Origin of the sequence: Terricaulis silvestris (assembly GCF_009792355.1) — a bacterium.
Taxonomy (GTDB): domain Bacteria; phylum Pseudomonadota; class Alphaproteobacteria; order Caulobacterales; family Aquidulcibacteraceae; genus Vitreimonas; species Vitreimonas silvestris.
The window spans coordinates 2,393,138-2,407,949 of sequence record NZ_CP047045.1; the positions used below are offsets into that span (position 1 = coordinate 2,393,138).

The 14,812-nt window shown below is 62.6% G+C and carries 21 protein-coding genes; 8 read left to right on the plus strand and 13 right to left on the minus strand.

Annotation, left to right across the window (positions count from 1 at the left end; genetic code table 11):
- Positions 1 to 11: 11 nt before the first annotated feature.
- From purU to DSM104635_RS12255, 3 genes are all read right to left on the minus strand, one after another.
- The gene (purU, locus tag DSM104635_RS12245) at positions 12 to 869 is read right to left on the minus strand and encodes a formyltetrahydrofolate deformylase (RefSeq protein WP_158766472.1); all 858 of its coding nucleotides are present in this window, start codon (positions 867 to 869) and stop codon (positions 12 to 14) included.
- Between the two features lie 66 nt (positions 870 to 935).
- A complete protein-coding gene (rpsD, locus tag DSM104635_RS12250; RefSeq protein WP_158766473.1) occupies positions 936 to 1,553 on the minus strand; it encodes a 30S ribosomal protein S4 in 618 nt (205 codons plus the stop codon).
- A 154-nt stretch (positions 1,554 to 1,707) separates the two neighbouring features.
- A complete protein-coding gene (locus DSM104635_RS12255) occupies positions 1,708 to 2,550 on the minus strand; it encodes a Cif family virulence factor (RefSeq protein ID WP_158766474.1) in 843 nt (280 codons plus the stop codon).
- Positions 2,551 to 2,685: 135 nt separating this feature from the next.
- Here DSM104635_RS12255 and DSM104635_RS12260 point away from each other — a divergent pair, with 135 nt between their 5' ends.
- Both DSM104635_RS12260 and DSM104635_RS12265 read left to right on the plus strand, forming a co-directional pair.
- Complete coding sequence (locus DSM104635_RS12260; protein WP_158766475.1) at positions 2,686 to 3,159, plus strand: hypothetical protein; 474 nt, start codon at positions 2,686 to 2,688, stop codon at positions 3,157 to 3,159.
- 13 nt (positions 3,160 to 3,172) lie between these two features.
- On the plus strand, positions 3,173 to 3,655 hold the full coding sequence (locus tag DSM104635_RS12265) for a hypothetical protein (protein WP_158766476.1): 483 nt from the start codon (positions 3,173 to 3,175) through the stop codon (positions 3,653 to 3,655).
- On the opposite strand, the gene bfr is transcribed toward DSM104635_RS12265, so the two are convergent.
- Genes bfr through DSM104635_RS12280 form a run of 3 tightly spaced genes read right to left on the minus strand, consistent with a single transcriptional unit; the run spans position 3,652 to position 4,851 of the window.
- Positions 3,652 to 4,140, minus strand: coding sequence for a bacterioferritin (gene bfr, locus DSM104635_RS12270; RefSeq protein WP_158766477.1), 489 nt, complete (start codon positions 4,138 to 4,140; stop codon positions 3,652 to 3,654). The two genes, DSM104635_RS12265 and bfr, sit on opposite strands and share 4 nt — an antisense overlap.
- 6 nt (positions 4,141 to 4,146) lie before the next feature.
- Entirely contained in the window at positions 4,147 to 4,434 is a 288-nt protein-coding gene (locus DSM104635_RS12275) for a (2Fe-2S)-binding protein (protein WP_323368310.1), read from the minus strand.
- A 30-nt stretch (positions 4,435 to 4,464) separates the two neighbouring features.
- Positions 4,465 to 4,851, minus strand: coding sequence for an SRPBCC family protein (locus DSM104635_RS12280; protein WP_158766479.1), 387 nt, complete (start codon positions 4,849 to 4,851; stop codon positions 4,465 to 4,467).
- 127 nt (positions 4,852 to 4,978) lie between these two features.
- Here DSM104635_RS12280 and rimO point away from each other — a divergent pair, with 127 nt between their 5' ends.
- Positions 4,979 to 6,301, plus strand: coding sequence for a 30S ribosomal protein S12 methylthiotransferase RimO (gene rimO, locus DSM104635_RS12285; RefSeq protein WP_158766480.1), 1,323 nt, complete (start codon positions 4,979 to 4,981; stop codon positions 6,299 to 6,301).
- A 170-nt stretch (positions 6,302 to 6,471) separates the two neighbouring features.
- Positions 6,472 to 7,461: an alpha/beta hydrolase gene (locus DSM104635_RS12290; RefSeq protein WP_158766481.1), complete on the plus strand. Its 990-nt coding sequence runs from the start codon at positions 6,472 to 6,474 to the stop codon at positions 7,459 to 7,461.
- On the opposite strand, the gene DSM104635_RS12295 is transcribed toward DSM104635_RS12290, so the two are convergent.
- Both DSM104635_RS12295 and DSM104635_RS12300 read right to left on the minus strand, forming a co-directional pair.
- A complete protein-coding gene (locus DSM104635_RS12295) occupies positions 7,458 to 8,432 on the minus strand; it encodes a sensor histidine kinase (protein WP_158766482.1) in 975 nt (324 codons plus the stop codon). The genes DSM104635_RS12290 and DSM104635_RS12295 overlap by 4 nt on opposite strands.
- Before the next feature lie 69 nt (positions 8,433 to 8,501).
- Positions 8,502 to 8,867 carry a VOC family protein gene (locus DSM104635_RS12300; protein WP_158766483.1) on the minus strand — a complete coding sequence of 122 codons (366 nt, stop codon included), beginning with the start codon at positions 8,865 to 8,867 and terminating at the stop codon, positions 8,502 to 8,504.
- Positions 8,868 to 8,938: 71 nt separating this feature from the next.
- Between DSM104635_RS12300 and DSM104635_RS12305 the strand changes: the two genes are divergently transcribed.
- The gene (locus DSM104635_RS12305; RefSeq protein WP_158766484.1) at positions 8,939 to 9,244 is read left to right on the plus strand and encodes a helix-turn-helix domain-containing protein; all 306 of its coding nucleotides are present in this window, start codon (positions 8,939 to 8,941) and stop codon (positions 9,242 to 9,244) included.
- Here DSM104635_RS12305 and DSM104635_RS12310 read toward each other — a convergent pair.
- A complete protein-coding gene (locus tag DSM104635_RS12310) occupies positions 9,241 to 9,783 on the minus strand; it encodes a DUF6882 domain-containing protein (protein WP_158766485.1) in 543 nt (180 codons plus the stop codon). The two genes, DSM104635_RS12305 and DSM104635_RS12310, sit on opposite strands and share 4 nt — an antisense overlap.
- A gap of 46 nt (positions 9,784 to 9,829) precedes the next feature.
- Positions 9,830 to 10,615 carry an RNA methyltransferase gene (locus tag DSM104635_RS12315; RefSeq protein ID WP_228445675.1) on the minus strand — a complete coding sequence of 262 codons (786 nt, stop codon included), beginning with the start codon at positions 10,613 to 10,615 and terminating at the stop codon, positions 9,830 to 9,832.
- Positions 10,616 to 10,753: 138 nt separating this feature from the next.
- Here DSM104635_RS12315 and DSM104635_RS12320 point away from each other — a divergent pair, with 138 nt between their 5' ends.
- From DSM104635_RS12320 to DSM104635_RS12330, 3 genes are read left to right on the plus strand one after another with little or no spacing between them, the layout of a single operon-like run.
- Positions 10,754 to 11,971 (plus strand): NADP-dependent isocitrate dehydrogenase, encoded by a 1,218-nt coding sequence (locus DSM104635_RS12320; RefSeq protein ID WP_158766486.1) that lies wholly within the window; start codon positions 10,754 to 10,756, stop codon positions 11,969 to 11,971.
- The gene (locus DSM104635_RS12325) at positions 11,968 to 12,381 is read left to right on the plus strand and encodes a hypothetical protein (RefSeq protein ID WP_158766487.1); all 414 of its coding nucleotides are present in this window, start codon (positions 11,968 to 11,970) and stop codon (positions 12,379 to 12,381) included. The genes DSM104635_RS12320 and DSM104635_RS12325 overlap by 4 nt, the downstream gene beginning before the upstream one ends.
- Positions 12,378 to 12,818 (plus strand): GNAT family N-acetyltransferase, encoded by a 441-nt coding sequence (locus DSM104635_RS12330; protein WP_158766488.1) that lies wholly within the window; start codon positions 12,378 to 12,380, stop codon positions 12,816 to 12,818. Before DSM104635_RS12325 ends, DSM104635_RS12330 begins: the two co-directional genes overlap by 4 nt.
- Before the next feature lie 151 nt (positions 12,819 to 12,969).
- On the opposite strand, the gene DSM104635_RS12335 is transcribed toward DSM104635_RS12330, so the two are convergent.
- The 3 genes from DSM104635_RS12335 to DSM104635_RS12345 all read right to left on the minus strand — a co-directional run bounded on the left by DSM104635_RS12335 (position 12,970) and on the right by DSM104635_RS12345 (position 14,812).
- Positions 12,970 to 13,851 carry a crotonase/enoyl-CoA hydratase family protein gene (locus DSM104635_RS12335; RefSeq protein ID WP_158766489.1) on the minus strand — a complete coding sequence of 294 codons (882 nt, stop codon included), beginning with the start codon at positions 13,849 to 13,851 and terminating at the stop codon, positions 12,970 to 12,972.
- Between the two features lie 34 nt (positions 13,852 to 13,885).
- Positions 13,886 to 14,227, minus strand: a complete 342-nt coding sequence (locus DSM104635_RS12340) for a hypothetical protein (RefSeq protein ID WP_158766490.1) — start codon at positions 14,225 to 14,227, stop codon at positions 13,886 to 13,888.
- 81 nt (positions 14,228 to 14,308) lie between these two features.
- The gene (locus DSM104635_RS12345) at positions 14,309 to 14,812 is read right to left on the minus strand and encodes a GNAT family N-acetyltransferase (protein WP_158766491.1); all 504 of its coding nucleotides are present in this window, start codon (positions 14,810 to 14,812) and stop codon (positions 14,309 to 14,311) included.

Here is a 14,812-nt window from a genome sequence, read left to right on the forward strand (position 1 = left end):
CTCGGTCACGCTCACGCGAACACCACTGTCTTGTTGCCGGTGATGACCACCCGGCGCTCTAAGTGCCAACGCACCGCTCGCGCCAGCACTTGGCTTTCAACATCACGGCCCATCTCGACCAAGTCGCGCGGCGTGTGATGATGCGCCACGCGGCTGACGGCCTGCTCTATGATCGGCCCTTCATCGAGGTCGGGCGTAACGTAGTGAGCCGTCGCGCCAATGATCTTCACCCCGCGCGCGTGCGCCTGTGTGTAGGGCTCGGCGCCCTTGAAGCTCGGCAGGAACGAGTGGTGGATGTTGATGCAGCGCCCCGCGAGCGCCGCGCAAATCTCGGGCGACAGTACCTGCATATAACGCGCGAGCACGAGCAATTCCGCGCCGCTTTCGTCCATGATCGCTAGCAGCCGCGCCTCAGCATCGGCCTTGGTCTCAGCCGTCACCGGCACATGATGGAACGGCTTCTCGCGCCAGCGCGCAAACGGCTCCATCTCGGTGTGGTTGGAGACGATCGCGGCGATGTCGCCGCCCAGCCATCTGGTCTGCTCGCGGTGCAGCAGATCGTAGAAGCAGTGCCCGATCTTCGAGACCGCCACCACGATGCGCGGCCGCTCCGCCGTGTCGTGGATCCGCCACTCCATGGCGAACCGCGCCGCGATCGACGCGAACGCCTGCTGCAGCTCGGCCAGATCCGCGCCGCCGTTCTTCTTCGAGAACGCCGTGCGCATAAAGAAATAGTCGCGCGGGAGATCGTGAAACTGATCGGATTCCTCGATCGAGAACTGCCGCTCAGCCAAGAACGTCGCCACCGCCGCCACGATGCCGACGGCGTCCGGGCACTGCAGGGTGAGGATGTAGCGCCCGGACGTCATGCGCCTACCAAGCAGGAAAAAGGCCCCGCGTCACCGCGAGGCCTGATGTCCAGCGAGTTTATGCGCTTAGCTCGCGTAATATTCGACGACGAGGTTCGGCTCCATCTGCACCGGATATGGCACGTCAGAGAGAACCGGGATGCGCTGATAGCGCGCAACCATGCCCTTGGGATCGACTTCGAGGTAATCCGGCGTGTCGCGTTCGCCGCTGGCCAGCGCTTCGAGAACGATGGCCATCGACTTGGCCTTCTCGCGCACTTCGATCAGATCGCCGACCTTCACCAGGAAGGACGGGATGGTGACGCGGCGGCCGTTCACCTTGACGTGGCCGTGGTTCACGAACTGACGCGCCGAGAAAACCGTCGGCACGAACTTGCAGCGATAGACCACCGCATCGAGGCGGCTCTCGAGCAGGCCGATGAGGTTTTCAGCCGTGTTGCCCTTCCGGCGCGCGGCTTCTTCGTAGGTCTTGCGGAACTGCTTTTCGGTGATGTTGCCGTAGTACATGCGCAGCTTCTGCTTCGCGACCAATTGCAGGCCGAAGTCAGAGGTCTTGCCTTTGCGGCGCTGGCCGTGTTGGCCCGGGCCGTATTGGCGCTTGTTCACTGGAGATTTCGGACGGCCCCAGAGGTTTTGGCCGAAACGGCGGTCCGATTTGTATTTGGCTTGAATACGCTTCGTCATGCGCTTGAGGCGCCTTCTTCTTCTGACGGGGACCGGCGACCTCACAAACGAGATCGCGACTGCCCTGGCGGTTGCCCGTCACCCAGTATGGACCCACCGCCGAAACGAGGTTCGGCGCGGGAAGCGGGGCTTCTAGAGGGGGCTTAGCCCGAGGTCAACCGCCGCGCCGGGGCACGATCTCGTCAAACACGATCCGCCAGCCTTCCGGCCGCCATTGCCAGATCCGGGCATAATAGCGAAGCCGCTCAACGCCTTCATTGCTGTCCCGAACCTCGCCCAACGAGAACACCATGTCTCCGCCGGAGGCCGCCTCACGGCGCAATGAGGTAAAGGTCGCCCCTCCCTCCGCCGCCATCAGCCGAAACGCAGCCTGGCCACCGACCGCTGCAGGCTCGTATGGCCGGTTCACCCGCGCGTCGTCGGCAAGCAAGCCGGCGAGCGACACTGACCGGGCGTTGGCCTCTTCAAGCGCGGCAATCGCCGCGATCGCCGTCTCTTCCCCTGACGCGCCGCCCGTTGCGACGACGATACTTGGGATTGCAGCGTCGGGTTCAACCGCTGGCCCCGGATCGCGCACGTCCGTCCCCGCGTCGAATATCCACTTCCAGTCGCCATCCGATTGGCGCCGCCAAACCGTGAAGTAGTGGCCGATGATCCCATCGCGCCCGCGCATCTGGAACGGACCAGTCGTGAAACCGAAGTCGCCGGACCGCGAAATCCCTGCATAAGCCGGTCGCCAATCCAACGCCGTGCTGCCGTCGCCCTCGATCTCGGCCAACTGCGCCTGCGCGTTTACGGGATCGGGGCTGAGCATGATGGCGTCCGCCGCCGCGTAGGTCCGAAACGCGGCCACCCACCCGCGCCGCGCCGCGTCCGCCGCAAACGCGCGCTCGGCCGCGATGACGGGTGCTGGCGACGCTTCGAGGCGATCCTCGCTGACAGGCGCGCTCGCGCACGCGCCCAAAGCCAAAACCAACGCCAACAGAAGATATTTCATGACCCGAACGAGCGCTCGCACCGTCGCGCAGTCAACACACGCTGCGACGGCCAGCGTTTCCGGTGCGACCCGCGGCATCGTGCTTAACCTTTCCTAAAGGTGGCCCGCGCAAACGCTGATACCGGGAGCAAAATTGTGACTGTCGTTCTTCGCCACAATGCGGCGCTTGAACTTAACCTGGTCGAGTACGGCGGCGTGATCACGCTGGCCGAGCTGACCGCGCTTGCCCAATTCGCCGCCGCCAATCCCGAACACATGGTCCGCGATGGCCTCGCCGTGGTCATGCCCGGCGCCCATTTTTCGGACGTCGATAAACTCGCACTCGACGCGCTCTTCGTGCATTACCGCAAACTCTACGCGCCGATCGAATTCCAGATCCTGCGCCGCTCGGCTTGGGTCTGCTTGAGCGAAGCCGCTAAGCCGCAAGTGCGCCACTGGCTCTCCGGCGACATCCGCGAAGGCATGTCGAGCGCCGTGCGCCAGTTCGACACCCTTGCCGAAGCCGGCGAATGGCTGGTGTTGAGCCCCGAAGAAATCGCCCTCGCCGAACGCCGCGAAGGCTTCGTCGAGATCATGCGCTTCGAGCAACCCGCCGCTCTCGTGCGCTGAGAAGGATTGCGTCGTGCCGATCGTGCTGCGCCACAATGAGAGCCTCGAACTCAGCCGCACTGAATATTTCGGCGCGATGACCGCGCAGGACTTGCACGACCACGCCGCATTCAACGCCGCCAGTCCAATTTGGCTCGGCTTCGATTGCATCAGCGTCATTCACGCCGGCATTGACGTTTCGGAGATTTCCCTCGGCAAGCTCGACGGCGTGTTCAACGCTCACCGCCAGCTATTCGAACCGCTGGGTCTCATGTTTGTGCGCCGATCGGGCTGGGTGTGCGAGAGCCCCGCCGGCCAGCGCTTTCTCAGCCACTGGCTCGCCAAGCGCAACGTGGACCGCAGCCCCTGGGCTGACGTGCGCCAGTTCGACTCGTTCGAGGCCGCAAGCGAGTGGCTTCTGCTCGACGCCACTGGCTCGGCAGCACTCAAGTCAGGCGAAGGCTTCCGCGAAGTGGCGCGCTTCGAAACGGCGTCGGCACAAGGCCTGGCGCGCTAAGCGTCCGGCGCGCTGTCCAGATCGTATTGGCTTTGCAGATAATTCTGCAGCCCCATCTGATCGAGGTTCATCAGCTGCGTCTCGAGGAAGTCGATGTGCTCTTCGGTGTCGTCGAGCAGCTCCGTCAGCATGTCGCGTGAGACGTAGTCCTTCTTCTCCTCGCAGAGCGTGATGCCTTCCTTGATCCCCGCGTGCCCCGTGCGCTCAGCATTCAAGTCGGCCTGCAGCCGCTCGGGCACCGCTTCGCCGATCTGCAGCTTGTTCAGGGTCTGCAGGTTCGGCAGGCCTTCAAGCAACAAGATGCGGTTCACGATCTTGTCGGCGTGCTTCATCTCTTCAATGGATTCGTCGTACGTCTTCTTGCCCAGCTTGCCGTAGCCATCGCTTTGGTACATGCGCGCATGCAGGAAATACTGGTTTATCGACGTCAGCTCATTGGTCAGAATTTTGTTGAGCTGCTTGATGACGTCCGGGTCGCCCTTCATCGCGCGTTACTCCGCTGCGACGAGGCTCCGATTGGCGCAAGCCATTCCGCCGCCAGCAATGCCATCGGCGATCTCAGGCAGGCAGCGACCGCAGCAAGGTTCACACCCGTGATGGGCAAGAACCGCCTCCGGACCCTGCGCGCCGGCAGCGATGGCCTCATCGACCTCGTTGCGAGTCACACCGTTACAATTGCAGACGTACATCCCGCACTTCTCTGTAAGCAAAGGCTTTTTCGGCGACTGATAGTCACCCGCAAAGAAACTTAGCGTGTCGAGAACGCTCCTGCAAGTCATTCGCAGCAGACGGCAGGCCGATACTCCCAGCTACAACGCCGCCGCCATCGCTTTCGCGCCGGCTTCCATCGAAGCGTCCTGCATCCCGGCCATCTCGTCCGGCAGGAAATCCACAGTCCAGACGAACCGGCTCCCCGTCCCGTCCTCAAACACCTGGGCCGCCGCCGAATAGTGCGTGAACCGCGGGTGATCGAGGATGGCGTAAACCAAGCGACGCTGAGCATCGTCGCTAGAAACCGGCCATTCCCGGATTTCCATCCCGTTCGCGAACGTCACCATCCGCGCGCCGGAGGGCTCCATTTTCGTCGCCGTGACAAAGCCCGGCGCCAACTCATGCACCGCATCGAACCGCTTCAGCTTCGCCCAAACCTCATCGGCCAAGCGCGCGCTCCGGAAGTCTTTTCTGACAGTCGCCATGGCTTGTCTCCTTGGCCCCCATACTCGCCAGAAACGGACTGCGACGCTGGCCGTTTCCGGACGCCTTCATTTTTCAGCGCCGCCGCTTGGGATAACTCCGCACCTGCGCTAGAAGCCCCGCCTCCACATGACAAAAGCCCCAACCATCGGCGTGGTCAGCCTCGGCTGCCCTAAAGCCCTCGTGGACAGCGAGCGCATCATCACGCGCCTGCGCTCCGAGGGCTATCAGCTGAGCGCCAGCTACGAAGGCGCCGACCTCGTGGTCGTCAACACGTGCGGCTTCCTCGATAGCGCCAAAGCCGAAAGCCTCGACGCCATCGGCGAAGCCATCGCCGAGAACGGCAAAGTCATCGTCACCGGCTGCTTAGGCAAAGAAGAGAGCCTGATCCGCGCAGCACACCCGAAAGTGCTGGAGATCACCGGCCCGCACCAATACGAAGCCGTCGTCGGCGCCGTGCACACGCATCTACCGCAGCTGCACGATCCCAAAATCGATCTCGTGCCAGAAGGCGGCTACCGCCTCACGCCGCGCCACTACGCCTATTTGAAAATTTCCGAAGGCTGCAACAACCGCTGCACTTTCTGCATCATCCCCAGCATTCGCGGCGATCTCGTCTCGCGCCCCGCCAACGCCGTGCTGCGCGAAGCCGAACAACTGGTGAAAGCCGGCGTCAAGGAATTGCTCGTCATCAGCCAAGACACGTCGGCCTACGGCGTCGATGTCAAATACGCCGAGAGCAAATGGAAGGACCGCATGGTCCGCGCCAAGTTCTACGATCTCTGTAAGGAGCTCGGCGACCTCGGCGCCTGGGTGCGTCTCCACTACGTCTACCCCTATCCGCACGTCGACGAAGTCGTCGGGCTCATGGCCGAAGGCAAAATCCTTCCCTACCTCGACATCCCGTTCCAGCACGCTTCCCCGAGCGTGCTCAAAGCCATGCGCCGCCCCGCGAACCAGGACAAAGTGCTCGATCGCATCAAGAAGTGGCGCGACATCTGCCCAGACCTCACCATCCGCTCGAGCTTTATCGTCGGCTTCCCCGGTGAGACCGAAGACGATTTCGAAACACTGCTCGACTTCATCGAAGAAGCCGAGATCGATCGCGCCGGTGTGTTCAAATACGAAAACGTCGAAGGCGCGCCCTCACGCGACCTCCCCGGCCACGTCGATCAAGACGATGTCGACGAGCGCTACGATCGCTTCATGGAAGTGCAAACCACGCTCGCCCACCAGCGCCTCCAATCCATGATCGGCAAGACCGTCGACGCCATCTGCGACGGCTGGGACGAAGATGCCGAAGCCTATTCCTTCCGCACCAAAGCCGACGCGCCGGAGATCGACGGCGTCACTTACGTCGATAGCGAGGAAGAAATCGCCGAAGGCACGATCACGCAGCTCGAAATCCTCGGCGGCGAAGGCCACGAAATGGTCGGCGCGTTGAAAGATTAGCGTCCCCTCTCCCGGTTAGGGAGAGGGTGTCAGTGAGCAAAGCGAACGACGGGTGAGGTTTACCGGCGCGTCCGAAGGAGGCGCGGCCTCTCCTGGTAAGATCAGCAAACCTCATCCGTCCGCTTCGCGGACACCTTCTCCTTAACCAGGAGAAGGGACATAATCCGCTCATGGCCGTTGATCGCCGCTCCATCCTCACACTTCCGGCCGCACTCGCCGCCTGCGCCACGCCAGCAATAGCGCCGCAAAGTGAAACCACACTCCTCATCGACCTTGACCGCCAACCCGACGAAGACATCCCGCTATGGCCCGGCACACCGCCCGGCGGCGAAGGGGTCACGCTTAGAGAACGCATCGTCGAGCGCACCAACCCCTTCGGCCTCGTCGATCGCGCCGCACACGAGGTCACGCGCCCCATCATCCAGCGCTTCAACGCACAGAACCCAGACGGCTCCGCGCTGCTCATCATTCCCGGCGGCGGCTATTCGTGGGTGGTCATCGAGAAGGAAGGCTACGAAGGCGCGCGCTGGTTCTCACGGCGCGGCATCACAACGTACGTGCTGCGCCATCGCTTGCCGCACCAAGGCTGGGCAGCCGGCGCCGACACGCCGCTGCAGGACGCGCAGCGCGCCGTGCGCGTTATCCGCGCCCGCGCCGCGCAAGACGGCATCAATCCGGCGCGCCTCACCGTCATGGGCTTCTCCGCTGGCGGCCACGTCGCCGGCAGCGTCGCTACACGCTTCAACGCGCGTGTGTACGAGCCAATCGATGCCGACGACGAACTCTCCGCCAGGCCCGATCTCTCCGCGCTAATGTATCCCGTCATCACGATGCGCGCTCCGCATGCGCACCCGGGCTCGCGCCGCAACCTGCTGGGTGAAAATCCAACAGACGCGCGAGTGGCTGCCTATTCGCTCGAGGCCGCCCCGCCCGCCGACACGCCGCCAACATTCATCATGCACGCCGCGGACGATCCGGCCGTGCCGGTCGAAAACACGCTGAACTACAGCGCCGCGCTTCGCGCCGCCCGCGTGCCCACGGAAATGCACATCTTCGAGCGCGGCGGACATGGCTTTGGCTTGCGCGGACTCGATCAAAACTCAGCGCGTACCTGGCCCGAGCTGTTCTTGAATTGGCGCCGGATGCGCGAAGGCGCTTAGGCTGCGAACGTCACCACGTTCGCACCGGCATTGCTGCGTTTCATCGTCAGCGTAAATGTGGAGCCCTTGCCTGGTTCGCTCGCAACGCCCACCGAGCCGCCCATCGCGTCCACGAGTTGCTTGGTGATCGCCAAGCCCAATCCCGTGCCGCCGTACTCACGCGTCACCGATGAATCCGCCTGTACGAAAGGCTGAAACAGGCGCTCGACAGTTTCGTCCGGCATGCCAATGCCGCTATCGGTCACCACAAACGCAAACCCATCATTCCCGCTCGCGCTCATCGCGATGCTGATGCGCCCGTTCTTCGTAAACTTCGCGGCGTTGCTTGTGAGGTTCAGCATACACTGACGCAGCCTCATCACATCGAGATAGGCCGAGCCGATGTCCGGATCGCACTGCGCCTCGAAGCTGTTGCCATTCGCCGCGGCCGCCGCACGCGCCGTTTCCGCGACTTCGTTGAACACCGCCTGCAACGCCGTCGGCGCTGGTTTCAACTCAGTCTTGCCCGTCTCAAGCCGAGCGTGATCCAGGATCTCGCTGATCAGCCCCAGCAGATGATGCGCCGAGCGCTGAATGCGCTGCGAATCCTCCGCCGCGACATCCAGCTTGGCGCCGCGCGTCTCCTCCTCGACCATCTCAGCGTAACCGATGATGGCATTGAGCGGGGTGCGCAGCTCATGGCTCATGTTAGCGAGAAACTGCGTCTTCGCGGCGTTGGCGCCATCCGCTGCTTGCCGCGCCACGCGCTCTTCGGCGAGCGCCGACTGCGCCTTTTGCACCTTGGCGTTCTGCAGCAAGAGATAGGTGATGGCCGCCGGCGTCACGGCCAGAGCAATCGCGATCGTTACCAGAGGCGTATAAGGCGTGTGGCCTGGCGCGATGACCACGTTGATCAAATAGTCGAGCGCGACGACCACAAAGAGAATGGCGCCCGATAGTATCGCAACACGAACGATCTGATCTCTAGACATGCGCACCACACGAAGAATCGCTGTGGTCGCAGTTTACAGGCGTGAACGGTAAAGAAATTCCGACGCCGCCTACCGGCTCGACAGCACGAACGTGTTACCGTCCGGATCGCGAAACTTGGCGAACGCGCCCCAGGGCTGCTTTTCCGGTGCGGACTCAAACGAAACGCCGCGCTCTTTCATCTGCTTGTAGGTGTAGTCGACATCGTCGCACGCAAACGATCCGTTGAAGAACGACCCAATGCGCTCCTCGTGCCCATCCGGCGTGAACAGCACGATCCGCGTGTCCGCGCCCGGAATGCCCAGCTCGATCCAGCGCTTCCCCGGTCCCATCGGTTGATCGGTCAACACGCGGAAACCAACTTGCTCGGTCCAGAACAACACCGCCGTGTCCTGATCGCGCGTCGGGATAGAAGCGAACTTGAGATGCGTAATCATGGGCGAACCTCCACCATCCGCGCTACGCTCAGCTCTTGCTCAAGTCGATGGCGTCAGTCATTGCTATAGCAATGAAAGCGACAACCCAGATCGACGCCTACGTCTTCAGCACATTGATGGCCGATCTCGTGTCGCACGATCGCCGCCCTTCGGCCTTCCTCACCTACGTCGCGATCTGGTCCGCAGGTGACGGCAAGCGCGTCGCGTTGAGCTACGCCGATCTGGCTGAGCGCACCGGTCTCTCCAAACGCGCCGCGCAAGACGCGGTCGCGCACCTGATGCGCCGCGAGCTGCTCGAATGCGTAAAAGCCGGCCCGACCGAAACGCCGCGCTATCGCCCGCTCACGCCCTGGCAGCGCTGGAAACGCAAAGCCTAAGCGCTCACCTTGCGCACGTTCGGCTTACCCAATGTCATAAAGATCACCGGGCCCTCCGTGGGCGCGCGATAAACGCCGTGCGAGCCGTTCACCTTCATCGCCAACGCCGTCAGCCGCCACGCTTCCTGCTCGTCCATCTTGAGTGACTTCACCGTCAACTCTTCCAACCCGTGCTTATCGCCGAACCAGCGCGTGCGTTCGGCGTCGTTGCGCAGCCGCTGCACCACCATCGGATGATCCCAGGCCCAGCGGAAAATGCTGGTGCGCGGATTCCAGGCGCCGATAATCTGCACCGGCGCCGTCACCACCGCGCCGTCCTTGCGCTCGAACTGAATGATCCCTGCGTTCTGATCGACGAGCCACGGCGCGGTTTCGAGCTTCAGCTTTTTCGATAACCAACGCTGCCGGTTCAGCAGATCGACCCAGCTCTCGGCCACGAAGCGATCAACGTCGACCTCTTCCCCGCCCCAAGGCACCAGCGCTTGAGACGGCGCGGCCTGTGCGGTCGTCTTCGGTTTGCGGCGCGCCGTTTTCTGCATTCGTTCTGTGGATAACCAAAATCCCTCGGCCCGGGATAGTCATTTCCTACAGGTCATCTTTCTTGCGCCCGCCGCGCCCGATGGTGAGCGCCTTGATCACGCCGCGCAGCGTCTGCGCTTCCTGCACCGTCAGCCGCGCCCGCAGGAAGATCGAACGCAGGTTTCGCTTCATCAGCGCCGCCTTGTCGTCGGGGTGGAAAAAGCGCCCATGTTCAAGCTCTTGCTCAAGATGACCGAACAGCTTTTCCAACTCCTCCTGCGTCGCCGGCTCACTCTCGGAATCCCGAAACCAAGACGGCAAATCCTCCACCTGCCGCGCCTCGGCGTAAGCAAAAGCAAACACCGCCACCGCATTCGCCAAGTTGAGCGACGCAAACCCAGGATTGACCGGCAACGTCATGATCGCATCCGCCCGCGCGATTTCTTCCGTCTCCATTCCAGCGGCCTCTGGCCCAAACATAACCACCGGCTTCTCGCCCAGCGCCAACGCCGCGCGAATGTTCAGCGCCGCCTCGCGCGGGCCCCACACCGGCTTCTCCAACCCACGCGGTCGCGCCGATGCGGCGATCACCAAAGTTGCATCCGCCAATGCCTCGTCGAGCGACCACTCGACCCGCGCGCCCTTCAGCACCTTGTCGGCGCCGACCGCCACCACCTCAGCTTTCGGATTGGGCCAGCGATCACGCGGCGCGACGAGGCGGAGCGAAATCAGGCCAAAATTCAACAAAACGCGTGCAACCGCGCCGATGTTTTCGCCCATCTGGGGACGCACCAGCAGGATTGCTGGCCATTCCTCCTCGATCGGCGGCGGCATGTTTCGAGCGCGAGTCATCGGTCGGAGTTGTATCGGGACATGGCCAAAAGCGCCATTTCCCATGCCCGCCACTAAGACCAGCCGTCGCAGTTTGCGCGGCCTTCGCTAGCTGCTACCACGCGCCCAACTTCCCGAACGCGAAAGGCGAGCAGAACGATGGCCAAGATCAAGGTGGACAATCCAGTCGTCGACATGGACGGCGACGAGATGACCCGGATCATCTGGGCGGCGATCAAAGAACGCCTGATCCACCCCTACCTCGATCTCGACATCAAGTATTTCGATCTCGGCGTCGAAAGCCGCGACGCCACCAACGACCAGATCACCATCGAAGCCGCCAACGCGACCAAACAATACGGCGTCGCCGTAAAGTGCGCGACCATCACGCCCGACGAAGCGCGTGTGAAAGAGTTTGGCCTGAAGGAAATGTGGAAGTCGCCGAACGGCACCATCCGCAACATCCTCGGCGGCGTCATCTTCCGCGAACCGATCATCATGAAGAACGTGCCGCGCCTCGTCCCCGGCTGGACCAAGCCCATCGTGGTCGGCCGCCACGCCTTCGGCGATCAGTACCGCGCCACCGATTTCCGCTTCCCCGGCAAGGGCACGTTGACGATCAAGTTCGTCGGCGACGACGGCCAGGTGATCGAGAAGGAAGTGTTCAAGGCGCCAGGCTCTGGCGTCACCATGGCGATGTACAACCTCGATGACTCGATCCGCGACTTCGCGCGCGCGTCATTCAATTACGGGCTGCTGAAGAACTACCCGGTCTATCTCTCGACCAAGAACACCATCCTCAAAGCCTATGACGGCCGCTTCAAGGACATCTTCGAAGAGATCTTCAACGCCGAATTCAAAGCCGAGTTCGACAAGCGCAAGCTCACCTACGAGCATCGTCTGATCGACGACATGGTCGCCTCCGCCCTGAAGTGGAGCGGCGGCTATGTCTGGGCCTGCAAGAACTACGACGGCGACGTGCAGTCAGACACCGTCGCGCAAGGCTTCGGCTCACTCGGCCTGATGACCTCCGTGCTGATCACGCCGGACGGCAAGACGATGGAAGCGGAAGCCGCGCACGGCACCGTCACCCGCCACTATCGCCAGCACCAAAAAGGCGAGCCGACCAGCACCAACTCGGTCGCCTCGATCTTCGCTTGGACGCGCGGCCTCGCCCATCGCGGCAAGCTCGACAACAACCAGCAGCTCATCGACTACGCGCTGCTGCTCGAGAAAATCACCATCGACACCGTCGAGTCCGGCCAGATGACCAAGGACCTCGCGCTCCTCGTCGGCGACAAGCAATCCTGGCTCACCACCGAAGGCTTCCTCGACGCCGTCGCCGACAATCTCGACAAAGCGATGGGCGCGGCGTGAGCGAAAACCGCCGCTCCTCCCTGACAGGGTCTTGGAGCGGCGCCTACCGCTACCCGGATGACGCATTTCCCGAGACTGTGTTCAACGCGCAGATCGAGGAGCAAAATGGCGCATTCTTCGGCGCTATCGATGAACCTAACGTCGCCGACCCTTGGCTCAATCTCTCTGTGCTGAAGGCCGAGATCGAAGGCACGCGCAGCGGCCTTCAGATCGTTTTCACCAAGTTCTATAGCGCCGAGGCTGATCTTGGGTTCGCCATCCGGTACGAGGGAACAGCCAACGAGGCACTCACGCGCATCGAAGGCATCTGGATCAATCCCGAATGGTCGGGACCCTTCTTTATGACCAGGGACGACGACAGCGAAGCTGTCGCGGCCGAAGAAGAAGCAACAATCGAGGTTCGTCGATGATCATTCGTGACGTCACCGCCGAAGATCGCGCCGGTTGGGATGTACTCTGGCAAGGCTATCTCGCGTTCTACGAATCCGAGCTGCCCAAGAACGTCAGCGACATCACGTTCGGCCGTTTCCTCGATCCGTCCGAACCGATGTTCTGCCTCGTCGCGGAAGACGAGGAAACGCATGAACTGATCGGCCTGGTGAACTGCGTGCTCCATCGCGGCACCTGGGCGATCCAGAACTTTTGCTACCTCGAAGACCTGTTCACCTCGGCCGCAGCACGCAAACGCGGCGTCGGCCGCGCGCTGATCGAAGCCGTCTACAAGCGCGCCGATAAACTCGGCTGCAGCCGAGTCTACTGGCTCACGCACGAGACCAACTACGCCGGCCGCAGCCTCTACGATCAAGTCGCAAAGAACCTCGGCTTCATCCAGTATCGGCGTCCTTAGACGAGCGCGCGTCTTCAAACGCGCTTCAACGCCAAACATTACAATCCGACACATGCGCAGCGGCGCTATGATGCTGCGCATGAACCGCTCTCATCCGCAATCGCAAGCACTCTGGCCGCAAGGCTGGGACACCAGGTCGCTGCGCGCTGCTCTATTCCCGGAACGGCGGCGTCGGCCGCCACGGATACGGTTGAGGCATGTCGGTCGAAACGCGATCCGGATAAACCGGCGTGCGCTTCTCCAAAAACGACGTCACGCCTTCCTTCGCATCGCCCGCCTGCCCGCGCGCCACCATGAGCCGGCTTTCCAACCGGTGCGCTTCCATCGGATGGCCAGCATCAAGCATGTCCAACATCATCCGCCGCGCCAACGCCACTGACACCGGCGCAGTGTTGTCCGCAATCTCCCGCGCCAGCGCGTGCGCCGCCGGCAACAGCTCATCCGGCGCATGCAGCGACCGCACTAGCCCGCGCTCTTTCGCTTCTTCGCTCGTGAACACCCGCCCCGTCATCGTCCACTCAAGCGCAGTCGAAACGCCAACAAGCCGCGGCAGAAAATACGAAGACAACGTCTCCGGCACGATCCCGCGCCGCGTGAACACAAACCCCATCTTCGCGCCCGGCACAGCCAAACGGATATCCATCGGCAACGTCATCGTCGCACCAACGCCAACCGCCGCGCCATTGATCGCCGCGATGACCGGCTTCAGGCTTTCATAGATGCGGATGCCGACTTGCCCCCCGCCGTCGCGCGCGCGATCAGGATCGAACTTGCCGCCGCCGCGCGCTTCCAAGCGCTTCTCGTAGTCAAACGTCGCCCCGCCCGAGCCGAGGTCCGCGCCCGCGCAGAACGCTCGCCCAGCGCCGGTCACGATCACCACGCGCACGTCGTCATTCGCGTCGGTCTCATCGAACGCCGCGATCATGTCGCGCACCATCTGGTCGGTGAACGCGTTCATCCGGTCAGGCCGGTTCAATGTCAGCGTCGCAACGCCGTCGGCGATTTCCAGTTTGACGGTTTCGTAGTCGGCCATCGGTTCGGCTCCGCAATGAACGAACACGCTAGCGCTAGAGCCGCAGCAACTCCACCTCTGCCGCTTGGTAAGGGTCGAGCTTGTAGAGCAGCTGACGATGGATCGCGACCATCGAGCCCGCACCCCAATCCTCGATCAGTTCGGCATCGTCACGATCGCGCGCCTGCCAGTGCGAACCGTCTTCGCAGATCACGACCTTGCCGCGCGCCAGCACGCAATCGATCGTCGCCACGGAGCCCGATTGCGCGCCCGCGCCTAATCCGACTCGGAACACAGAGAGAATCGCGTCACGTTGCGCATGCGAGAGACGGCCCCAATCGAGCCGCTCGAAAAGCTCTGGTCCGAGATAAGCGGCCAGTGCATCGTTTTGCGTCATATCGGCCGTCCCCACTACCGAATCGAGTCGTCCAAAAACGATTGATTTGGTTTCCGAGACGTTACCGACGCGAACTGATCTCTAAAGCGCCAGCCGCCAGATGAAATCGCGATCGGCGGTGGCGCCGACCATGAAGTCCCACTCGCTGTAATCCGCGAAGCCGACGCGGCGATAAAAACGCTGCGCGCGTTCGTTGTTTTCCCAAACGCTGAGATAAAGCGCCGGCGCTCCCTTGGCGCGCGCCCAAGCGATGGTCTCGTCCATCAGCTTCACCGCAACGCCGGCGCCTTTGGCGCGTTCGTGAATGTAGAGCCGATGCAATTCGAGCGCGCGCGGATCGTCGACCGGCATGTCAAGCGCGCCCATCGCGCAATAGCCGGCGAGCCCCGCGTCGTCGAACGCGAGCACGTACCGGAGGCCGTCCGCCATTTCGCGGCGCTGAATGTCGGCGCCGAACTTGGCGGTGAGAAACGCGTTGAGATCTTCAGGCGGATAGAGATGGCCAAACGTCGCCGTCCACGTCTCGCGCGCGAAGTCAGCAATCGCCTCCGCATCAACCGCCGTCGCGTCGCGATACGTAAACAT

Bases quoted from the DNA above. Each gene is read 5' to 3' on its own strand.
- DSM104635_RS12340 (WP_158766490.1), bottom strand. From the start codon at position 14,227: ATGACGCAAAACGATGCACTGGCCGCTTATCTCGGACCAGAGCTTTTC.
- DSM104635_RS12345 (WP_158766491.1), bottom strand. From the start codon at position 14,812: ATGTTTACGTATCGCGACGCGACGGCGGTTGATGCGGAGGCGATTGCT.
- DSM104635_RS12330 (WP_158766488.1), top strand. From the start codon at position 12,378: ATGATCATTCGTGACGTCACCGCCGAAGATCGCGCCGGTTGGGATGTA.
- DSM104635_RS12310 (WP_158766485.1), bottom strand. From the start codon at position 9,783: ATGCAGAAAACGGCGCGCCGCAAACCGAAGACGACCGCACAGGCCGCG.
- DSM104635_RS12315 (WP_228445675.1), bottom strand. From the start codon at position 10,615: ATGACTCGCGCTCGAAACATGCCGCCGCCGATCGAGGAGGAATGGCCA.
- rimO (WP_158766480.1), top strand. From the start codon at position 4,979: ATGACAAAAGCCCCAACCATCGGCGTGGTCAGCCTCGGCTGCCCTAAA.
- DSM104635_RS12275 (WP_323368310.1), bottom strand. From the start codon at position 4,434: ATGACTTGCAGGAGCGTTCTCGACACGCTAAGTTTCTTTGCGGGTGAC.
- DSM104635_RS12295 (WP_158766482.1), bottom strand. From the start codon at position 8,432: ATGTCTAGAGATCAGATCGTTCGTGTTGCGATACTATCGGGCGCCATT.
- DSM104635_RS12300 (WP_158766483.1), bottom strand. From the start codon at position 8,867: ATGATTACGCATCTCAAGTTCGCTTCTATCCCGACGCGCGATCAGGAC.
- DSM104635_RS12280 (WP_158766479.1), bottom strand. From the start codon at position 4,851: ATGGCGACTGTCAGAAAAGACTTCCGGAGCGCGCGCTTGGCCGATGAG.
- bfr (WP_158766477.1), bottom strand. From the start codon at position 4,140: ATGAAGGGCGACCCGGACGTCATCAAGCAGCTCAACAAAATTCTGACC.
- DSM104635_RS12290 (WP_158766481.1), top strand. From the start codon at position 6,472: ATGGCCGTTGATCGCCGCTCCATCCTCACACTTCCGGCCGCACTCGCC.
- DSM104635_RS12320 (WP_158766486.1), top strand. From the start codon at position 10,754: ATGGCCAAGATCAAGGTGGACAATCCAGTCGTCGACATGGACGGCGAC.
- DSM104635_RS12255 (WP_158766474.1), bottom strand. From the start codon at position 2,550: ATGAAATATCTTCTGTTGGCGTTGGTTTTGGCTTTGGGCGCGTGCGCG.
- purU (WP_158766472.1), bottom strand. From the start codon at position 869: ATGACGTCCGGGCGCTACATCCTCACCCTGCAGTGCCCGGACGCCGTC.
- DSM104635_RS12305 (WP_158766484.1), top strand. From the start codon at position 8,939: ATGAAAGCGACAACCCAGATCGACGCCTACGTCTTCAGCACATTGATG.
- DSM104635_RS12335 (WP_158766489.1), bottom strand. From the start codon at position 13,851: ATGGCCGACTACGAAACCGTCAAACTGGAAATCGCCGACGGCGTTGCG.
- rpsD (WP_158766473.1), bottom strand. From the start codon at position 1,553: ATGACGAAGCGTATTCAAGCCAAATACAAATCGGACCGCCGTTTCGGC.